Consider the following 16,093-nt stretch of genomic DNA (forward strand, 5'->3'; position numbering starts at 1 on the left):
GTCCCGCCGCGGGGCCGGCGTGGCCTTCGCCGCGGTCCTGGGCCTGCTCTGGCTGAACGGCGCACCCGCGCTGTTCAGCCTGGGCGTCGCGGCCGCGGCGGTGGTGTATCAGCATGTGCGTGAGCGGTCGGCCCGGAGCAGGTCGGCGAAGATGGTCAGCCCGGCGTCGATCCGGTCCGGGTCGACCGCACCGAACCCGAACACGAAGCCCGCCTGCCTGGCCGAGTCCTGATAGATGCTCAGGTCGTCGACGGCCACACCGGACGCCGCGGACGCCGCGCACACCCGGGCCGCGCGGGCCGGGTCGCCGTCCCGCAGCAGCGCCGTGAGGTGCAGGCCGGCGGCGGACGGTAGCACCTCGAGCGCGTCCTCGGCGGCGAGGCGGGCGACGATCCTGGCGTGCCGGCCGGCGTACGCCCGGCCGGCCCGGCGCACGTGCCGGGCCAGCCGGCCGTCGTCGATGAACCGGGCCAGCGCGGCCTGCACCACGACCTGGCCGTACCCGTCACCGAGCTGGCGCGCCGCGACCAGTGCCGGGCGCAGTGCCGGCGGCGACAGCACGAACCCGGTCCGCACGGTCGGCAGCATGGACTTGGAGAACGTCCCGGCGTAGAGCACCCGGCCGGCGGTGTCCAGGCCGTACAACGGTTCCAGCGGGCGGGCCGAATAGCGGAACTCGCTGTCGTAGTCGTCCTCCACGATCGCGGCCGGGCGGCGGCCGGCCCAGTCCAGCAGCGCGTGCCGCCGGGCCAGGCTCATCGGGCGGCCGAGCGGGAACTGGTGCGACGGCGTGGTGTAGACCAGCCGGGCGGTGCCGGGCAGCGCGTCCACCCGCAGGCCCTCCACGTCGACCGGGACCCCGACCACCCGGGCACCGGCCGAGGCGAACAGCCGCCGGGCCGGCGGATAGCCCGGTTCTTCCACGGCCACCACGTCGCCGGGGCGCAGCAGCACCCGGGCGATCAGATCCAGCGCGTGCTGGGTGCCGTTGGTGACCACCACGTCGCCGGCGCCGGCCCGGATCGAGCGGGAGACACCGAGATAGCGGGCGATCGCGGCGCGCAGGGCGGGATGACCGGAGGGCTCCGCATACGTCCCGGGGCTGTTGGCCCGCAGCCGGACCTCGGCGACCAGCAGCCGGCGCCAGGTGTCGAACGGGAACAGCTGGGCGTCCGGGATGCCGGTGCGGAAATCGTACGGCGGGGGCTCCGCGTCCGCGCTCACCGGCAGCGGGGTGAACGTCCAGCCGGCCCGGGGCCGCAGCGGATCGGCGGGCGCCGGCCGGGGCACCGGCCGGGACCGCACCGGCGCCACGAACGTGCCGGCGCCGACCCGCGCCTCCAGATAGCCCTCCGCGACGAGCCGTTCATACGCCGCGGCGACGCTGTTGCGGGCCACCCGCAGGTCGACCGCGAGCGCCCGGGTGGCGGGCAGCCGGTGCCCGGGCGGCAGCCGGCCGTCCACGATGGCCGCACGCAGCGCGCGGTACACCCGGACCGTCTTCTCACCGGTCCCGGCCAGATCGATCACCAGATCCACCCGGACATTGTCGGGCCCGGGTACGACAATCAGCTGTCGGCGACCAGTTCCGGCACGCCGCCGGTGCAGACGATCTCGAACTCCACCCGGTCGCCACGGCCGCCGTCGCCGCGGCGGAACTCGCCGTCCGCGTCGTCCGACTGCGGTCCGGTGTCCCGGTCGTGCACCGAGTACCCCTGCGCCGGCGACATCGAGACCACCTCCGGGAGGTTGCCGGTGCAGCGCCCCACCACGGTCCCGGCCGGCGTGGTGTACGTCCGCACCACACCGCCGTCCGGCCGCGGACTGTCGCCCACGCCGGTGGACACCGACGGCGCACCCGGCTGCACGGCCAGTTCCCGGTCCACCTCGTCCTCGCTCATCGCCCGGGTGGACGGCGAGGTGAGGCCGTCGCCGATGATGTTGACGGCGAGCAGCCCGACGAGGACGGCCAGCACCGCCGCGGCGCACCAGCCGGCGGTGACGATCAGTCGACGTGCCATGCCCCGACTATGCCCCGCCGCACGCTAAGCCGGGCCCGCGGCGACGCTAAGGGAGGGTTAAGCGGACCGGCGGCGCGGCCCGGGCGGGTTACCGTGCAGCGTGGCCCACCTTCTGCTGATCGAGGACGACGTCGCCATCCGTACCCATCTGTTGAAGGCCCTGCGCGAACGCGGTCACGCCGTGGCCGCCTCGCACACCGCGATGGACGGGCTGCAGACCGCGCTCGCCGAACGCCCCGACCTGGTGGTCCTCGACCTGGGCCTGCCCGACCTGGACGGACGCGAACTGCTCCGGATGCTCCGCGCGGTCAGCGCGGTACCGGTGATCGTGGCCACCGCCCGCGACGACGAGACCGGGATCGTCCAGGTGCTGGACGCGGGCGCCGACGACTACCTGGTCAAACCGTTCACCGCGGCACAGCTGGACGCGCGGATCCGGGCCGTGCTGCGCCGCGGCGCCGAGCGCACCGAACCGGCGGCGCTGGTGGTCGGCGGCCTGCACATCGATCCGGGCGCGCGGACCGCCACCCTGGACGGTGCCGGCCTCGACCTCACCCCGCGCGAGTTCGACCTGCTGCACCATCTGGCCACCCGCGCCGGGCAGGTGGTCACCAAGCGGGAACTGCTCAGCGAGGTGTGGCAGGTCCCGTACGGCGGCGCCGACAAGACCGTCGACGTGCACCTGTCCTGGCTGCGCCGCAAACTCGGCGAGACCGCGCAGCAGCCGAGATACCTGCACACCGTGCGCGGGGTGGGGATCCGGCTGAGCGGACCGGCATGAGGCGCCGGCTGACGCTGCTGGTCGTGGCCACCACGGCGCTGGTGCTGATCGCGTTCCTGGTACCGCTGGCGGTGCTGGTCCGGCAGGTGGCCGAGGACCGGGCGACGAGCCGCGCCACCGATCTGGTTCAGACCATCGTGCCGCTGGTCGGCACCAGCACGCCCGCCGACCTGGAACTGGCGGTGACCGGGCGGGCGCTGCCGGTCAGCGTGTTCCTCCCGGACGGCCGGGTACTCGGCACCGCCGCCGACACCACCGGCGCGGTACGGCTGGCCCGGTCCCGCGGCAAGTCGCTCACCGTGGACACCGACGACGGCCGGGAGATCGTGGTGCCGGTGGTCGGCGGCGGGCGTACCACCGTGGTCCGGGCCTTCGTCCCCCGCGCCCAGCTGACCCGCGGCGTGACCCAGGCCTGGCTGGTGCTGGCCGGGCTGGGCGCGGCGCTGATCCTGCTCGGCATGCTGGTGGCGGATCGTCTCGCCCGTACCCTCGTCGCCCCCATCGCGGACCTGTCCGCGGTCTCCCACCGCCTGGCCCGCGCCGAGCTGTCCGCGCGGGCCGACCCGGCCGGACCGCCCGAGGTACGCGAGGTGGCCGGCGCCCTGAACCACCTGGCCGGGCGCATCCAGGACCTGCTGCGCGAGGAACGGGAACAGGTCGCCGACCTCTCGCACCGGCTGCGCACGCCGCTCACCGCGCTGCGCCTGGAGGCGGAGTCGCTGCGCGACCCGGACGAGGCGGCGCGGGTGGCGTCCGCCGCGGATCAGATCGAACGGGCGGTCACCGCGGTGATCCAGCAGGCGCGCCGGCGCGGCGCCGAGCGCCCCGCCACCGGCTGCGACGCGACCACGGTGGTCGCGGACCGGGTGGCGTTCTGGTCGGTGCTGGCCGAGGACACCGACCGGGAGGTACGCCGGGAGCTGCCGTCCGCTCCGCTTCCGGTGGCGGTCCCGGCCGACGACCTCGCCGCGGCACTGGACGCGCTGCTGGAGAACGTGTTCGCGCACACCCCCGACGGCACCGCCCTGTCGGTCGCACTGGCCGCACGCCCCGGCGGCGGCGCGACGCTGACCGTGGCGGACGCGGGGCCGGGGTTCCCGTCGCCCGATCCGCTGCGCCGGGGCGAGTCCGGGCGCGGCTCGACCGGCCTGGGCCTGGACATCGCCCGCCGGGCGGCCGAGACCGGCGGCGGCGCGCTGCACGTCGACGCCGTACCCGGGGGCGGGGCGCGGGTGCGACTGCAGCTCGCGCCTCCGCCCTGACGACACGGGCCCGTGATCAGCCCCGCGGGCCCGCGAGCACCCCGAACCCCGCCGAGCGCGACCGTCTTTACCTCGTCTTAGGGGTCGCACAGCGCGCCCATAGCGAGCGCCGGGCGAGGCTGCAGTGGTCCGATACGAACCGCACCGGAGGATCTGATGATCAAGTTGCGTACCGCTTCCGCCCTGGCCGTCGGCGCCGTGGCGGCCCTCGCTCTCGGCGGCACCGCACTCGCCGCGGGAGCCGACGACGACGAGCGGGCCGTGGCGGCGCCGGCCGCCGCCACGACCGCGCCCACCGGCGACCCGTCCCCGTCCGCCTCCACCAGCGCGCCGGCCACCGGGCCGGGCAGCGCCCCGGCGACCGCCACCTCGACCGCCGCCTCGGCGGTCAGCCTGGACGCGGCGAAGGCGACCGCGGTACGGACCGCGGGCGGCGGCCAGGTGACCGAGGTCGAGGAGGAGACCGAGCACGGCCGACCGGTGTACGACATCGAGGTCCAGGCCGGGGCCGTGGAGCACGAGGTGGACGTGGACCGGGAGTCCGGCGCGGTGCTGAAGCACGAGACCGACACCGACGACGACACCGACGACAAGGACGGGGACGACGACGGGGACGACCGGGACGACGACTGATCGATCCCGGACCGGCACCGGAGCCCCGTGGGACACCACGGGGCTCCGTGCATGCCGGGAACATCCGGCCTGGGTGGATACGATGTTGTGCGGATCACGTTCCGCGCGACCGGTCTATGGCCCTCGCGTCGCTACGGCAATACCCTGCGGTTACCACTACGTAACGTCCCCCATACAGGCTTTAAGGCGGCGCCGATGGCTTTCGAGGTTCCCTACCGGTCGATCCCCGACATGTTCCTGCACCGAGTGGCCGCCACGCCCGACCGCCGGGCCTTCGGCGCCCCCAACTCCGACGACACCGGCGTGGACTGGATGACCTGGTCGCAGGTCGGCGAGCGGGCCAAGGCCATCGCCGCGGGGCTGCACGAACTGGGTGTGGGCCTGGAGGACCGGGTGGCCATCCTGTCCGGCACCCGGATCGAGTGGGTGCTCGTCGACCTCGCCGTGAACTGCACCGGCGCCGCCACCACCACCGTCTATCCGACCACCGAGCCGGAGGACGCCGCGTTCATCGTCGCCGACTCCGGTTCCAAGATCGTGGTGGCGGAGGACCCCCAGCAGGCGCTGAAGCTGTCCGGCGCCCGCACCTCGGTCAGCCACGTGGTGCTGATCGAGGGGATGGCCGACGCGGCCGCCCAGCCGCCGCAGCTGACGCTGGCCGACCTGGAGGAGCGGGGCCGGGCCGCCCTGACCCGCGAACCGGACCTGATCGACCGGATCGTCGCCGGGATCGATCCGGACCACGTCGCCACGCTGATCTACACGTCCGGCACCACCGGCCGGCCCAAGGGTGTCGAGCTGCTGCACGCCGGCTGGACCTGGGAGGGTGTCGCGCAGCAGGACATCGTCCCGGCGGTCAAGGAGGGCGACGTGCAGTATCTCTGGCTGCCGTTGTCGCACTCGTTCGGCAAGACCCTGCTCTGCAGCGTCATGCACCTGGGCCTGCCCACCTACGTCGACGGCCGGGTCGACAAGCTGGTCGACATGCTGGCGGTGGTCCGGCCCACGGTCATGTGCGGCGCGCCGCGCATCTTCGAGAAGGTCTACAACAGGACGGTCACCACCGCGCTCGACGCCGGCGGCGCCAAGGCCAAGATCTTCAACTGGGCGCTCGCCACCGGCCGGCAGAAGGTGGCGCTGGAGCAGGCCGGCAAGCCGGTCGGCGGGGTGCTGAAGGCCAAGTACGCGGTCGCCGAGAAGCTGGTGTTCAGCAAGCTGCAGGCCCGGCTCGGCGGCCGGCTGCAACTGCTGGTGTCCGGTGCCGCGCCGCTGAGCCGGGACATCGCGGAGTTCTTCGCGGCGGCGAATCTGCCGATCATGGAGGCGTACGGCCTCACCGAGACCAGCGCCGGCGCCTTCTGCAACCGCCGGGACCGGCTCAAGATCGGTACGGTCGGCCAGGCGTTCGCCGATCTGGAGTGCCGGATCGACACCGACGGCGAGGTGCTGCTGCGCGGCAAGCCGGTCATGCGCGGGTACCACAACCTGCCGAAGGAGACCGAGGAGGCGTTCACCGAGGACGGCTTCTTCCGCACCGGTGACATCGGCGAGCTCGACGCCGACGGGTACCTGACGATCACCGACCGCAAGAAGGACCTGGTGAAGACGTCCGGCGGCAAGTACATCGCGCCGTCGCACATCGAGAGCCTGTTCAAGGCGGTCTGCCCGTACACCTCGCAGGCCGTGGTGGTGGGTCAGGCCCGCAACTTCGTCACCATGCTGATCTCGCTGGACGAGGACGCGATCAAGGCGTGGGCCGCGGGCGGGCCGCTGGCCGGCAAGTCGTACCAGGAGATCTGCGCCGGAGCGGAGACGCAGAAGCTGGTCGCCGGCTACATCGAGGAGCTGAACGGCAAGCTCAACCGGTGGGAGACGGTCAAGAAGTTCACCATCCTGCCGCGGGACCTGAGCATCGAGGCGGGTGAGATCACCCCGTCCATGAAGATCAAGCGACGCAGCGTGGAGACCAACTTCGCCGAGCAGATCGACCAGATGTACACGGGCAGCCTGGTCCAGCGATGACCGGCGGCGCCGGCCTCCCCGCGCGGAGGCCGGCGCCGTTCAGGCGATGACCGCCGGGGTACGCCAGGCCGGCCGGCTGGCCCGGTCCAGGTCGTGCCGGACCGCGGCGATCCGGCGGACGGCCTCGGTCAGGTCGTCGGCGGCCAGCGTGAACGGCAGCCGCATGAAGCGCTCCAGGGTCCCGTCCATGCCGAACCGGGGCCCGGGCGCGAGCCGCACGCCGACGTCCTCGGCGGCCCGGGACAGCGCGCTCGAGATCGGCCCGTCCAGCTCGGCCCAGAGCATCACGCCGCCGCCCGGCACGTGTGCGCGCCACTCCGGCAGCAGTTCGGTGAGTGCCCCGACCAGCGAGTCCCGGCGCAGCGACAGCTGGGCCCGGCGGGCCGCGACGATCGACTCGGCGTCGGCGAGCAGGTGCACGGCGACCAGTTGTTCCAGCACCGGGCTGGCCATGTCCACGCCGACCCGGAGCGCGGCGAGCCGTTGGACCAGCGGGGCCGAGGCGCGTACCCAGCCGATCCGCAGCCCGCCCCAGTAGGCCTTGCTCATCCCGCCGATGGTGACCACCCGGGAGTGCCGGTCGAAGACCGCGACCGGGGGTGGCATCGGCGTGCCGTCCAGCGGCAGGTCCACGAAGGACTCGTCGACGACCAGCTCGGTGCCGGTCGAGTGCGCCGCGGCGACGAGGCGTTCGCGCAGCTCCGCCGGCATCAGGTGCCCGGTGGGGTTCTGGAACTCCGGGATCACGTACGCCAGCCGGGGCCGGGTCTGGCGGAGCGCGGCGAGCAGCAGTTCGGCGTCCCAGCCGGTGGCGGCGTCCAGGCCGTGGGTGGTGATCCGGGCGCGGCGGGCGGCGAGGGCGGCCAGCGCGTTCGGGTACGTCGGTGACTCCACCAGCACGTGCGCCCCGGCCGGTACGGAGAGCCGGAGCACCAGGTCGAGTGCCTGCTGGGTGCCGCTGGTGATGAGGATCTGGTCGACCGAGGTGGGTACGCCCCGGCGGGTGAAGCCGGCCGCGACCACCTCCCGCAGGTCGGACAGCCCGGTCGGGTGGTAGCCGGCGCTGCCCAGGTAGCGCGGCAGGTCGTCGGCGGCGGCGCGGGCGGCCGGGACCAGTTCGACCGGCGCCGCGGAGGCGGCCACTCCCATGTCGATCATGTCGAGGTCGTCGTTCGCGGTCCACAGGCCGGAGGTGGCCACCCGGTGGCCGTTCGGCAGGGTGGTCCAGCTGCCGGCGCCGCGCCGGCTGGTCAGGTGGCCGCTCTCGCGCAGCGCGCGGTACGCCGCGGTGACCGTGGTGCGGCTGATCGCGAGCGCCTCGGCGAGTTCCCGTTCGGCCGGCAGGCGCACGCCCAGGGCGAGCCGGCTGTCGGCGAGCAGTCCGCGGATCGCCCCGGCGAGCGCGGCGTAGTCCGGGCTGCGGTGCCGCCCGGGCAGCGAGTGCCACTGGCCCAGGAGTCGTGCCAATTGGCTTCCCCGTACCGACGTCGTCACGGCCACCTCCCGCGAATTGGCACTTTCGGCGCCTCGGATTGGCATTCAGAGTGGCACTTATGAGGACGCCAAGCAAGACCACCACCCGCCGGTACGGTCAGCTCTTCGTGGGCCTGACCCTGTACGGCATCAGCATGGCGTTCATGGTCGAGTCCGCTCTCGGCCTCAACCCGTGGGACGTGTTCCACCAGGGCCTCACGGAGACCACCGGGCTGAGCTTCGGCCTGGTGGTGATCCTGGTCGGCATCCCGATCCTGCTGCTGTGGATTCCGCTGCGGCAGCGGCCCGGCGCCGGCACGGTGGCCAACATCGTGGTGATCGGCCTGGTGGTGGACGGCGCGCTGGCGGTGCTGCCGGCCGGCGGGTCGCTCGCCATGCGGATCACCTACCTGGTCGCCGGCATCGTGCTGAACGGCGTGGCCACCGGCATGTACATCGGCAGCAATCTGGGGCCGGGCCCGCGGGACGGGCTGATGACCGGCCTGGTGAACCGGTTCCCGCGGTTGTCCATCCGCCTGGTGCGGACCGGCATCGAGCTGACCGTGCTCGGCGCCGGTTTCCTGCTCGGCGGCACGGTCGGCCTCGGCACGATCGCCTACGCGCTGGCCATCGGGCCGCTGACGCAGCCGTTCCTCGCGATGTTCACGGTCGACGCCGCGCCCGCCGACGAACCGGTGCCGGTCGCCGCTCGGTAGGCCCGGGTCACGGCGCGGTAGGCCCGGAACGCGGCGCGGTAGGCCCGGAACGCGGCGCGGTAGGCCCGGAACGCGGCGCGGTAGGCCCGGAACGCGGCGCGGTCCGGGGTCCGGCCGCGCGGGTGGTCGCCCGCACCACCACCTGCCACTCGTGCCGGGCCGGCCCGCGTCCAGACGTCCCGGAAGCCCTCCCACCGGTGGCGGGTCACCGGGAACCGCACCTCGCCCACCCCGTTCCCGGCGAGCAGCCCGCGGGCGCGCCCGCGGTCCAGCCTGCCGGCTGTTCGCGGTGCTCACCGAGGTCGGATCGGCGATCGAGTTCGGCCTGGTGTACTTCGGACGCAGATGCTGCTCGACACCGGCCTGTCCGCGGCGGCCCGCCGGCACCGCCCTGAGCGGCAACCTCCTCGGCATCCTGGTCGGGCGCCTGCTCGGCAGCCTGGCGGACCGGTACGGGCTGGCCGCCGCGTTCACGCTCGAACCGGTGCTGATCGGCATCTGCCTGCTGATGCTGTGGGGCGGGCTCCGGGCCCGGAACCACGCCACGGTGTACACCGGAGGAGAGCGCCCGGACGGCCGGGTCACGGGTCGGTGATCATCCGGACACATTTGCTTCCCGGTGGGGCAGGGCGCACGGCATCATTGCGGCATGGGGGCTGGCGGGTGGCACTGGAACGACGCTTGGATCTTCGTGTCCGCGGTCATCGCCGAGCGCCTCGAGCGTGACCGGGCCCTGCACGCCGCCCTGCCGGTGACCGGAGCCACGCTCGCCGACCTGCTGGCCGCCGCGGACTTCCTGCACCACAGCGTGCCGAGCCGGGAGGACCTGCGGGAGGCGGTGCGCCGCCTGGCCGGAGCCGGGCTGATCACCGTCGAGGACGACATGGTCGAGGTGGCGCCGGCCGGCGAGCAGCTGTGGCGTACCCGGCCGTTCAGCGGCCTGTCGTCGGCCGTGGTGACCCTGCAGACCCAGCTGAACCGGGCCAGCACGCCGGGCTACACCGACTGGCAGCTGGACGAGCACACGTACGCGGCCGCGGTGCGCGAATACTCGCTGCGGCTCGCGGACGGCCGCTGAGGAACGGCCGTCAGCGGACCGGGTGGCCGGCCCCGCGCAGGCTCTGCTTGACCTCGCCGATGGTCAGGTCTCCGAAGTGGAACACACTGGCGGCCAGCACCGCGTCCGCGCCCGCGGCCACCGCCGGCGGGAAGTGCTCGACCCGGCCGGCGCCACCGCTGGCGATCACCGGAATGTCCACCACCGCCCGGACCGCGCGGATCAGCTCCAGGTCGAAGCCGGCCTTCGTACCGTCGGCGTCCATCGAATTGAGCAGGATCTCCCCCGCGCCCAGCTCGCCCACCCGGCGCGCCCACCCGATCGCGTCCAGCCCGGCGCTCTTGCGGCCGCCGTGCGTGGTGACCTCCCACCCGCTCGGCTGATCCTCGGCCCGGCGCACGTCCAGCGACAGCACCAGCACCTGGTTGCCGAACCGTTCGGCGATCTCCGTGATCAGTTCCGGCCGGTGGATCGCCGCGGTGTTCACGCCGACCTTGTCGGCACCGGCCCGCAACAGCACATCCACGTTGTCGACCGAGCGCACCCCGCCGCCCACGGTGAGCGGGATGAAGACCGATTCCGCGGTACGCCGGACCACGTCGAGCATCGTGCCGCGGTCGTCCGAGGACGCGGTCACGTCCAGGAACGTCAGCTCGTCGGCGCCCGCCGCGTCGTAGGCGGCGGCCAGCTCGACCGGGTCGCCCGCGTCCCGCAGATCGACGAAGTTCACACCCTTGACCACGCGCCCCGCGTCGACGTCCAGACAAGGGATCACCCGCACCGCCACCGTCATGCGCCCACCCTAGCGAGCGGGCGCGGTGTCTCCGGCCGGTACGCCTCCACCTCCACCTCGACCAGGTGGTCGGGGTGCAGCAGACCGGCCACCACGACGAGCGTCGCCACCGGCCGGACCGCGCCGAACAGCTCGCCGTGCGCGCGTCCCACCGCGTCGGCGTACCCGGGGTCGGTCACGTACATCCGGGTCCGGACCACGTCGGCGGGGTCGGCACCGGCCGCGTCCAGCGCGTCGAGCGCGATCCGGAACGCGGTCCGGGCCTGCGCCGCGGGGTCGCCCACCCCGGTCACCACGCCGTCCACGGTGGACGTGCAGCCCGCGGTCAGCAGCAGGTCACCGGCGCGCACCACGCGCGAGTACCCGTACGCCGCCTCCCACGGACCGCCCGACGAGAACCGGTGGATCACGCCGCGGCCAGAACGTCCAGGGCCTCGCGCACGGTGAACGCCCCCGCGTACAGCGACTTGCCGGCGATCACGCCCTCCACCCCGGCCGACTCCAGCGTGGCCAGGGCGCGCAGGTCGTCGAGCGTGGAGACGCCACCACTGGCGATCACCGGCCGGTCGGTACGGGCGCACACCTCGCGGAGCAGGTCCAGGTTCGGCCCGCGCATCATGCCGTCCTTGGTGATGTCGGTGACCACATACCGCGCCGCGCCGGCCTTGTCCAGCCGCTCCAGCACCTCGTACAGGTCGCCGCCGTCCCGGGTCCAGCCCCGGGCCGAGAGGGTACGGCCGCGCACGTCCAGCCCGATCGCGACGCGCTCGCCGTACTCGGCCACCACCCGGTCGCACCATTGCGGGTCCTCCAGCGCCGCGGTGCCGATGTTCACCCGCGCCGCCCCGGTCGCCAGCGCCCGGGTCAGCGACTCGTCGTCCCGGATGCCGCCGGACAGCTCCACGTGCACGTCGAGCCGGCCCACCACGCCGGCGATCAGGTCGGCGTTCGAGCCGCGGCCGAACGCGGCGTCCAGGTCGACCAGATGGACCCACTCGGCACCGTCGTTCTGCCAGGCCAGCGCGGCGTCCAGCGGGTCGCCGTAGCTGGTCTCCGAACCGGCGGCGCCCTGGACCAGGCGGACCGCCTGGCCGTCCGCGACGTCGACGGCGGGCAGCAGGGTGAGCGTCACATGATCTCCAAATGTGGGACGGGGTCTAGCGGCGGCCGAGGACCACCACGACGAGGGCGGGCACCACCAGGACGAGCATGGCGCTCAGCACCAGCCGGAGAGCCAGGTCCGGCACCAGCACCCAGACCGCGGCGACCAGGAGCACCGGGACGACGACGATGCCGATGCGCTCGCCGCGACCGCGCCGGTGCAGCCGGCCGACACCGCGGCGGCGCGGCGTCAGCGACCGGACCAGCGCGCGCCGCCGGTTCCGGCGCGCCACCGAGCGGGCCCGCTTCGCCTTCTCCTTCTCCAGGACGGCCAGACGTTCCGCGCGGCGCCGCGCCCGTTCCTTGCTCATCCGCTACAGCCCGGCGACCCAGTTGCGCAACAACGCGTAGCCGGTATCGCCGGACTTCTCCGGGTGGAACTGGGCGGCCGACAGCGAACCCAGCTCGACCGCGGCCACGAACGGCAGGTCGTGGGTCGCGGTGGTCACCCGGGCGCCGGCCGCGTGCAGGGCGGCGAGGTCGGAGGCCGCGTACGAGTGGACGAAGTAGAACCGGGACTGCTCCGCCAGCCCGGACAGCAACCGGCTCCCGGCCGGCACGTCGACCGTGTTCCAGCCCATGTGCGGGATGCGCCGGGCGGTGATCCGGGTGACCGCGCCGGGCAGCAGCCCCAGCCCCGGGGTCTCGACGCCGTGCTCGACCCCGGACTCGAACAGGATCTGCATGCCGACGCAGATGCCGAGCACCGGACGCCCGGCCGCGACCCGTTCCGCGACCACCGGGCCCGCGCCGAGCTTCTCGATCCCGGCCATGCACGCCGCGTACGCCCCGACGCCCGGCACCACCAGCCCGTCCGCCGCCGCGGCGGCGTCCAGGTCGTCGGTCACCGTGACGTCCGCCCCGGTGCGGGCCACCGCCCGCTCCGCGGACCGCAGGTTGCCCGACCCGTAGTCGAGCACCACCACCGAGGTCACGACTCCCCCAGGTAGGAAAGGCCGCAGGCCGCGCAGAGCACCGCCGCCAACGCGGTCACCAGGATCCGGAACTGGTCTCTGTCCTGGCGTACCAGTAGGACGACGCCGCCGACCAGCAGGCCGGAGAGGCCGAACATGACGAGCGAGATCACAGCACGCCCTTGGTGGACGGCAGCGCGCCGGCGTTGCGCGGGTCGATCTCCACGGCCTCGCGCAGCGCCCGGGAGAACGCCTTGAACTGCGCCTCGACCACGTGGTGGGCGTCCGGGCGACCCCCGTCCCGGGCCGCTCGCAGCACGCTGACGTGCAGCGTCACCTTGGCGGTGTGCCCGAAGGACTCGAAGATGTGGCGGGTCATGCTGGTCGGATAGACCGGCCCGATGTACGGCGCCAGCTCCGGCTCGTCGTGCACCACGTACGGCCGGCCGGACAGGTCCACGGCGGCCCGGCACAGCACCTCGTCCATCGGGATGGTGGCCGAGCCGTACCGCCGGATCCCCGCCTTGTCGCCGAGCGCCCGCGCGAAGGCCTCACCGAGCGCGATCGCGGTGTCCTCCATCGTGTGGTGGGCGTCGATCTCCAGGTCGCCCTCGGTGCGCACGGTGAGGTCGAAGCCGCCGTGCTTGGCGAGCTGGTTGAGCATGTGGTCGTAGAAGCCGACGCCGGTGCTCAGGTCGCCCTTGCCGGTGCCGTCGAGGTCGATCTCGACCAGCACCTTGGTCTCGTTGGTGACGCGCTCGATGCGCGCGGTCCGGCTCATGAGAGGGCCCCCAGGAAGGCGTCGGTTTCGGCGGGCGTGCCGGCGGTGACCCGTAGCCATCCGGAGAGGCCCACGTCACGCACCAGCACCCCATTGTCCAGCAGGCGCCGCCAGACCGTGCGCTGGTCGCCACCCACCTCGAAGAGCACGAAGTTGGCGTCGCTGTCGGCCACCCGGAAGCCGCGGGCGCGCAGCTCGGCGACGATCCGGTCGCGCTGCTCCTTGATCGCGTCGACCGTGGCCAGCAGCGCGTCCCGGTGCGCCAGCGCGGCCCGGGCCGCGGCCTGGGTGAGCGCGGACAGGTGGTACGGCAACCGCACCAGCTGCACCGCGTCCACCACGGCCGGGTCCGCGGCCAGGTAACCCAGCCGGCCGCCGGCGAACCCGAACGCCTTGCTCATGGTCCGGGTCACCACCAGCCGCGGGTGACCGGGCAGCAGGCCCAGGGCGCTGCGGGTGCCCGGCCGGGCGTACTCGAAGTAGGCCTCGTCGACGAGCACCATGCCGGGTGCCACGGCGAGCACCGCGTCGATCACGGCCGGGTCCAGCGCGGTGCCGGTCGGGTTGTTCGGCGAGCAGAGGAAGACCAGGTCGGGCCGGTGCTGCTCGACCTGCGCCACGGCGTCCGCCGGGGTGAGCCCGAAGTCCGGGTCGCGCAGCGCGCCGATCCAGCGTGTGCCGGTGCCGGCGGCCAGGATCGGGTGCATCGAGTACGACGGCCCGAAGCCCAGCGCGGTCCGGCCCGGCCCGCCGAACGCCTGCAGCAACTGCTGCTGCACCTCGTTGGAGCCGTTCGCCGCCCACAGGTTCGCGGCGGTCAGCCCGTGCCCCAGATAGTCCGCGAGGTCGGCCCGCAACGCGGCGGCGTCCCGGTCCGGGTACCGGTTGAGGTCGCGCAGCTCCGCCTGCACCGCCTTGGCGATCGCGTCGACCACCTCGTCCGGCACGGCGAACGCGTGCTCGTTGGTGTTCAGCCGGACCGCCACCTCGAGCTGCGGCGCGCCGTAGGGCGACGTCCCGCGCAGGTCGTCGCGGATCGGCAGATCGTCGATCGTGATCCCGCCGCCGGCCGGACCGGCGTCCGCCGGGGTGGGAACCGCGGTCACGGGGTGAACCTCGCCGTCACGGCCTGACCGTGCGCCGGCAGGTCCTCCGCGTTGGCCAGCGCCACCACGTGCGGGGCGGCGTCGCGCAGCGCGGCCTCGTCGTACTCGACGACGTGGATGCCGCGCAGGAACGACTGCACCGACAGGCCGGACGAGTGCCGCGCGCACCCCCCGGTGGGCAACACGTGGTTGGACCCGGCCGCGTAGTCGCCCAGCGACACCGGCGCCCACGGCCCCACGAAGATCGCGCCCGCGTTGCGCACCCGCAGGGCCAGCTCACGCGCGCCCCGGGTCTGGATCTCCAGGTGCTCGGCGGCGTACGCGTCCACCACGCGCAGCCCCTGCTCCAGGTCGTCGACGAGCACCACACCGGACTGCACGCCGGTGAGCGCCTCGCGTACCCGTGCCTCGTGCTTGGTGGCCGGCACCTGCCGGGCCAGCTCCTCCTCGACCGCCGCGACCAGCGTCTCCGACGGCGTGACCAGCACCGACGCGGCCAGCGGGTCGTGCTCGGCCTGGCTGATCAGGTCGGCGGCGACGTGCCGGGGATCGGCCGTGTCGTCGGCCAGCACGGCGATCTCGGTCGGCCCGGCCTCCGCGTCGATGCCGACGACGCCGCGCAGCAGCCGCTTGGCCGCGGTGACCCAGATGTTGCCCGGACCGGTGATCACGTCGACCGGCTCGCAGCGGTCCGCGGCGTCCGCGCCGTCCGACCCGTAGCCCAGCATGGCGACCGCCTGGGCGCCGCCCACCGCGTACACCTCGTCGACGCCCAGCAGCGCGCACGCGGCCAGCACCCGGGCGTCCGGCAGGCCGTCGTTGTCCGCCTGCGGCGGGCTGGCGACCACCAGCGACTCGACGCCGGCCGCCTGCGCGGGCACCACGTTCATCACCACGGTGGACGGGTAGACCGCGAGGCCACCCGGCACGTACAGCCCGACGCGGCCGACCGGCACCCAGCGCTCGGTGACCGTGCCACCCGGCACCACCTGGGTGGTGACGTCGGTGCGCCGCTGGTCGGCGTGCACCTTGCGGGCCCGGGCGATGACCTCGAGCAGCGCCGCCCGGACGTCCGGGTCGAGCGCGTCGGCCGCCGCGGCGATCGCGTCGGCGGACACCCGCAGCCGGGACAGCTCGACACCGTCGAACCGGCGGGTGGCGTCCTGGATCGCGCTGAATCCATGCTCGTGGACCGCCTCGACGACCGGGCGGATCTGCTCCACCGCAACGGAGACGTCGAGTTGGGCACGGGGCATGAGTCCGCGCGGGTCACGGCGGGAGCCGCGCAGGTCGGTCCGATTCAGCACGTGCCCAAGTCTAGGCCGCCCCGGACGCCGGCTCCCGGCCGGATTCCACGGCCTGGGACTCCACGG

The 16,093-nt window shown here is 73.9% G+C and carries 19 protein-coding genes; 7 read left to right on the top strand and 12 right to left on the bottom strand.

The genetic code is table 11. The annotated features are described in order from the left end of the window. Nucleotides 1-108 precede the first annotated feature (108 nt). Both pdxR and LDL48_RS05660 read right to left on the bottom strand, forming a co-directional pair. Nucleotides 109-1,539: a MocR-like pyridoxine biosynthesis transcription factor PdxR gene (gene pdxR / locus LDL48_RS05655; RefSeq protein WP_225253918.1), complete on the bottom strand. Its 1,431-nt coding sequence runs from the start codon at nt 1,537-1,539 to the stop codon at nt 109-111. Between the two features lie 29 nt (nt 1,540-1,568). Then, complete coding sequence (locus tag LDL48_RS05660; RefSeq protein ID WP_225253919.1) at nt 1,569-2,021, bottom strand: hypothetical protein; 453 nt, start codon at nt 2,019-2,021, stop codon at nt 1,569-1,571. A gap of 100 nt (nt 2,022-2,121) precedes the next feature. On the opposite strand from LDL48_RS05660, the gene LDL48_RS05665 reads away from it, so the two are divergent. From LDL48_RS05665 to LDL48_RS05680, 4 genes are all read left to right on the top strand, one after another. Continuing rightward, complete coding sequence (locus LDL48_RS05665; RefSeq protein WP_225253920.1) at nt 2,122-2,802, top strand: response regulator transcription factor; 681 nt, start codon at nt 2,122-2,124, stop codon at nt 2,800-2,802. Further along, nucleotides 2,799-4,064 (top strand): sensor histidine kinase, encoded by a 1,266-nt coding sequence (locus LDL48_RS05670; protein WP_225253921.1) that lies wholly within the window; start codon nt 2,799-2,801, stop codon nt 4,062-4,064. Before LDL48_RS05665 ends, LDL48_RS05670 begins: the two co-directional genes overlap by 4 nt. Nucleotides 4,065-4,220: 156 nt before the next feature. Then, nucleotides 4,221-4,697 carry a PepSY domain-containing protein gene (locus LDL48_RS05675; RefSeq protein ID WP_225253922.1) on the top strand — a complete coding sequence of 159 codons (477 nt, stop codon included), beginning with the start codon at nt 4,221-4,223 and terminating at the stop codon, nt 4,695-4,697. A 195-nt stretch (nt 4,698-4,892) separates the two neighbouring features. Next, nucleotides 4,893-6,719: an AMP-dependent synthetase/ligase gene (locus tag LDL48_RS05680; RefSeq protein WP_225253923.1), complete on the top strand. Its 1,827-nt coding sequence runs from the start codon at nt 4,893-4,895 to the stop codon at nt 6,717-6,719. Between the two features lie 39 nt (nt 6,720-6,758). Here the strand turns inward: LDL48_RS05680 and yczR are convergent, their stop codons facing one another. Beyond that, nucleotides 6,759-8,213 (bottom strand): MocR-like transcription factor YczR, encoded by a 1,455-nt coding sequence (gene yczR, locus LDL48_RS05685; RefSeq protein WP_225253924.1) that lies wholly within the window; start codon nt 8,211-8,213, stop codon nt 6,759-6,761. Nucleotides 8,214-8,272: 59 nt separating this feature from the next. Between yczR and yczE the strand changes: the two genes are divergently transcribed. From yczE to LDL48_RS05700, 3 genes are all read left to right on the top strand, one after another. Beyond that, nucleotides 8,273-8,908: a membrane protein YczE gene (gene yczE / locus LDL48_RS05690; protein WP_225253925.1), complete on the top strand. Its 636-nt coding sequence runs from the start codon at nt 8,273-8,275 to the stop codon at nt 8,906-8,908. 289 nt (nt 8,909-9,197) lie between these two features. Then, nucleotides 9,198-9,503, top strand: a complete 306-nt coding sequence (locus LDL48_RS05695) for a hypothetical protein (protein ID WP_225253926.1) — start codon at nt 9,198-9,200, stop codon at nt 9,501-9,503. Nucleotides 9,504-9,557: 54 nt separating this feature from the next. After that, complete coding sequence (locus LDL48_RS05700) at nt 9,558-9,986, top strand: hypothetical protein (RefSeq protein WP_225253927.1); 429 nt, start codon at nt 9,558-9,560, stop codon at nt 9,984-9,986. A gap of 10 nt (nt 9,987-9,996) precedes the next feature. Here LDL48_RS05700 and hisF read toward each other — a convergent pair whose 3' ends face one another. Genes hisF through hisD form a run of 9 tightly spaced genes read right to left on the bottom strand, consistent with a single transcriptional unit; the run spans nt 9,997 to nt 16,027 of the window. Then, nucleotides 9,997-10,758 carry an imidazole glycerol phosphate synthase subunit HisF gene (gene hisF / locus LDL48_RS05705; protein ID WP_225253928.1) on the bottom strand — a complete coding sequence of 254 codons (762 nt, stop codon included), beginning with the start codon at nt 10,756-10,758 and terminating at the stop codon, nt 9,997-9,999. Next, a complete protein-coding gene (locus tag LDL48_RS05710) occupies nt 10,755-11,168 on the bottom strand; it encodes a Rid family hydrolase (RefSeq protein WP_225253929.1) in 414 nt (137 codons plus the stop codon). Before LDL48_RS05710 ends, hisF begins: the two co-directional genes overlap by 4 nt. Further along, nucleotides 11,165-11,890, bottom strand: a complete 726-nt coding sequence (priA, locus tag LDL48_RS05715) for a bifunctional 1-(5-phosphoribosyl)-5-((5-phosphoribosylamino)methylideneamino)imidazole-4-carboxamide isomerase/phosphoribosylanthranilate isomerase PriA (protein WP_225253930.1) — start codon at nt 11,888-11,890, stop codon at nt 11,165-11,167. The genes LDL48_RS05710 and priA overlap by 4 nt, the downstream gene beginning before the upstream one ends. A gap of 25 nt (nt 11,891-11,915) precedes the next feature. Further along, nucleotides 11,916-12,230, bottom strand: coding sequence for a hypothetical protein (locus LDL48_RS05720; protein WP_225253931.1), 315 nt, complete (start codon nt 12,228-12,230; stop codon nt 11,916-11,918). A gap of 3 nt (nt 12,231-12,233) precedes the next feature. After that, nucleotides 12,234-12,854 carry an imidazole glycerol phosphate synthase subunit HisH gene (gene hisH / locus LDL48_RS05725; protein WP_225253932.1) on the bottom strand — a complete coding sequence of 207 codons (621 nt, stop codon included), beginning with the start codon at nt 12,852-12,854 and terminating at the stop codon, nt 12,234-12,236. Next, a complete protein-coding gene (locus tag LDL48_RS05730) occupies nt 12,851-13,006 on the bottom strand; it encodes a CG2302 family histidine operon protein (RefSeq protein WP_225253933.1) in 156 nt (51 codons plus the stop codon). The genes hisH and LDL48_RS05730 overlap by 4 nt, the downstream gene beginning before the upstream one ends. Then, the gene (gene hisB / locus LDL48_RS05735) at nt 13,003-13,614 is read right to left on the bottom strand and encodes an imidazoleglycerol-phosphate dehydratase HisB (RefSeq protein WP_225253934.1); all 612 of its coding nucleotides are present in this window, start codon (nt 13,612-13,614) and stop codon (nt 13,003-13,005) included. Before hisB ends, LDL48_RS05730 begins: the two co-directional genes overlap by 4 nt. Beyond that, nucleotides 13,611-14,672 (bottom strand): histidinol-phosphate transaminase, encoded by a 1,062-nt coding sequence (locus LDL48_RS05740; protein WP_225254129.1) that lies wholly within the window; start codon nt 14,670-14,672, stop codon nt 13,611-13,613. Before LDL48_RS05740 ends, hisB begins: the two co-directional genes overlap by 4 nt. A 44-nt stretch (nt 14,673-14,716) precedes the next feature. Continuing rightward, nucleotides 14,717-16,027, bottom strand: a complete 1,311-nt coding sequence (hisD, locus tag LDL48_RS05745; RefSeq protein WP_225253935.1) for a histidinol dehydrogenase — start codon at nt 16,025-16,027, stop codon at nt 14,717-14,719. Between the last annotated feature and the right edge of the window lie 66 nt (nt 16,028-16,093).

This window comes from Jidongwangia harbinensis (assembly GCF_020216025.1).
GTDB classification, from domain to species: domain Bacteria; phylum Actinomycetota; class Actinomycetes; order Mycobacteriales; family Micromonosporaceae; genus Actinoplanes; species Actinoplanes harbinensis.

Excerpts from the sequence above, each read along its gene's own strand:
- LDL48_RS05660 (WP_225253919.1), bottom strand. The coding sequence starts at position 2,021 with ATGGCACGTCGACTGATCGTCACCGCCGGCTGGTGCGCCGCGGCGGTG.
- LDL48_RS05670 (WP_225253921.1), top strand. The coding sequence starts at position 2,799 with ATGAGGCGCCGGCTGACGCTGCTGGTCGTGGCCACCACGGCGCTGGTG.
- LDL48_RS05675 (WP_225253922.1), top strand. The coding sequence starts at position 4,221 with ATGATCAAGTTGCGTACCGCTTCCGCCCTGGCCGTCGGCGCCGTGGCG.
- LDL48_RS05680 (WP_225253923.1), top strand. The coding sequence starts at position 4,893 with ATGGCTTTCGAGGTTCCCTACCGGTCGATCCCCGACATGTTCCTGCAC.
- yczE (WP_225253925.1), top strand. The coding sequence starts at position 8,273 with ATGAGGACGCCAAGCAAGACCACCACCCGCCGGTACGGTCAGCTCTTC.
- LDL48_RS05700 (WP_225253927.1), top strand. The coding sequence starts at position 9,558 with ATGGGGGCTGGCGGGTGGCACTGGAACGACGCTTGGATCTTCGTGTCC.
- hisF (WP_225253928.1), bottom strand. The coding sequence starts at position 10,758 with ATGACGGTGGCGGTGCGGGTGATCCCTTGTCTGGACGTCGACGCGGGG.
- LDL48_RS05720 (WP_225253931.1), bottom strand. The coding sequence starts at position 12,230 with ATGAGCAAGGAACGGGCGCGGCGCCGCGCGGAACGTCTGGCCGTCCTG.
- hisB (WP_225253934.1), bottom strand. The coding sequence starts at position 13,614 with ATGAGCCGGACCGCGCGCATCGAGCGCGTCACCAACGAGACCAAGGTG.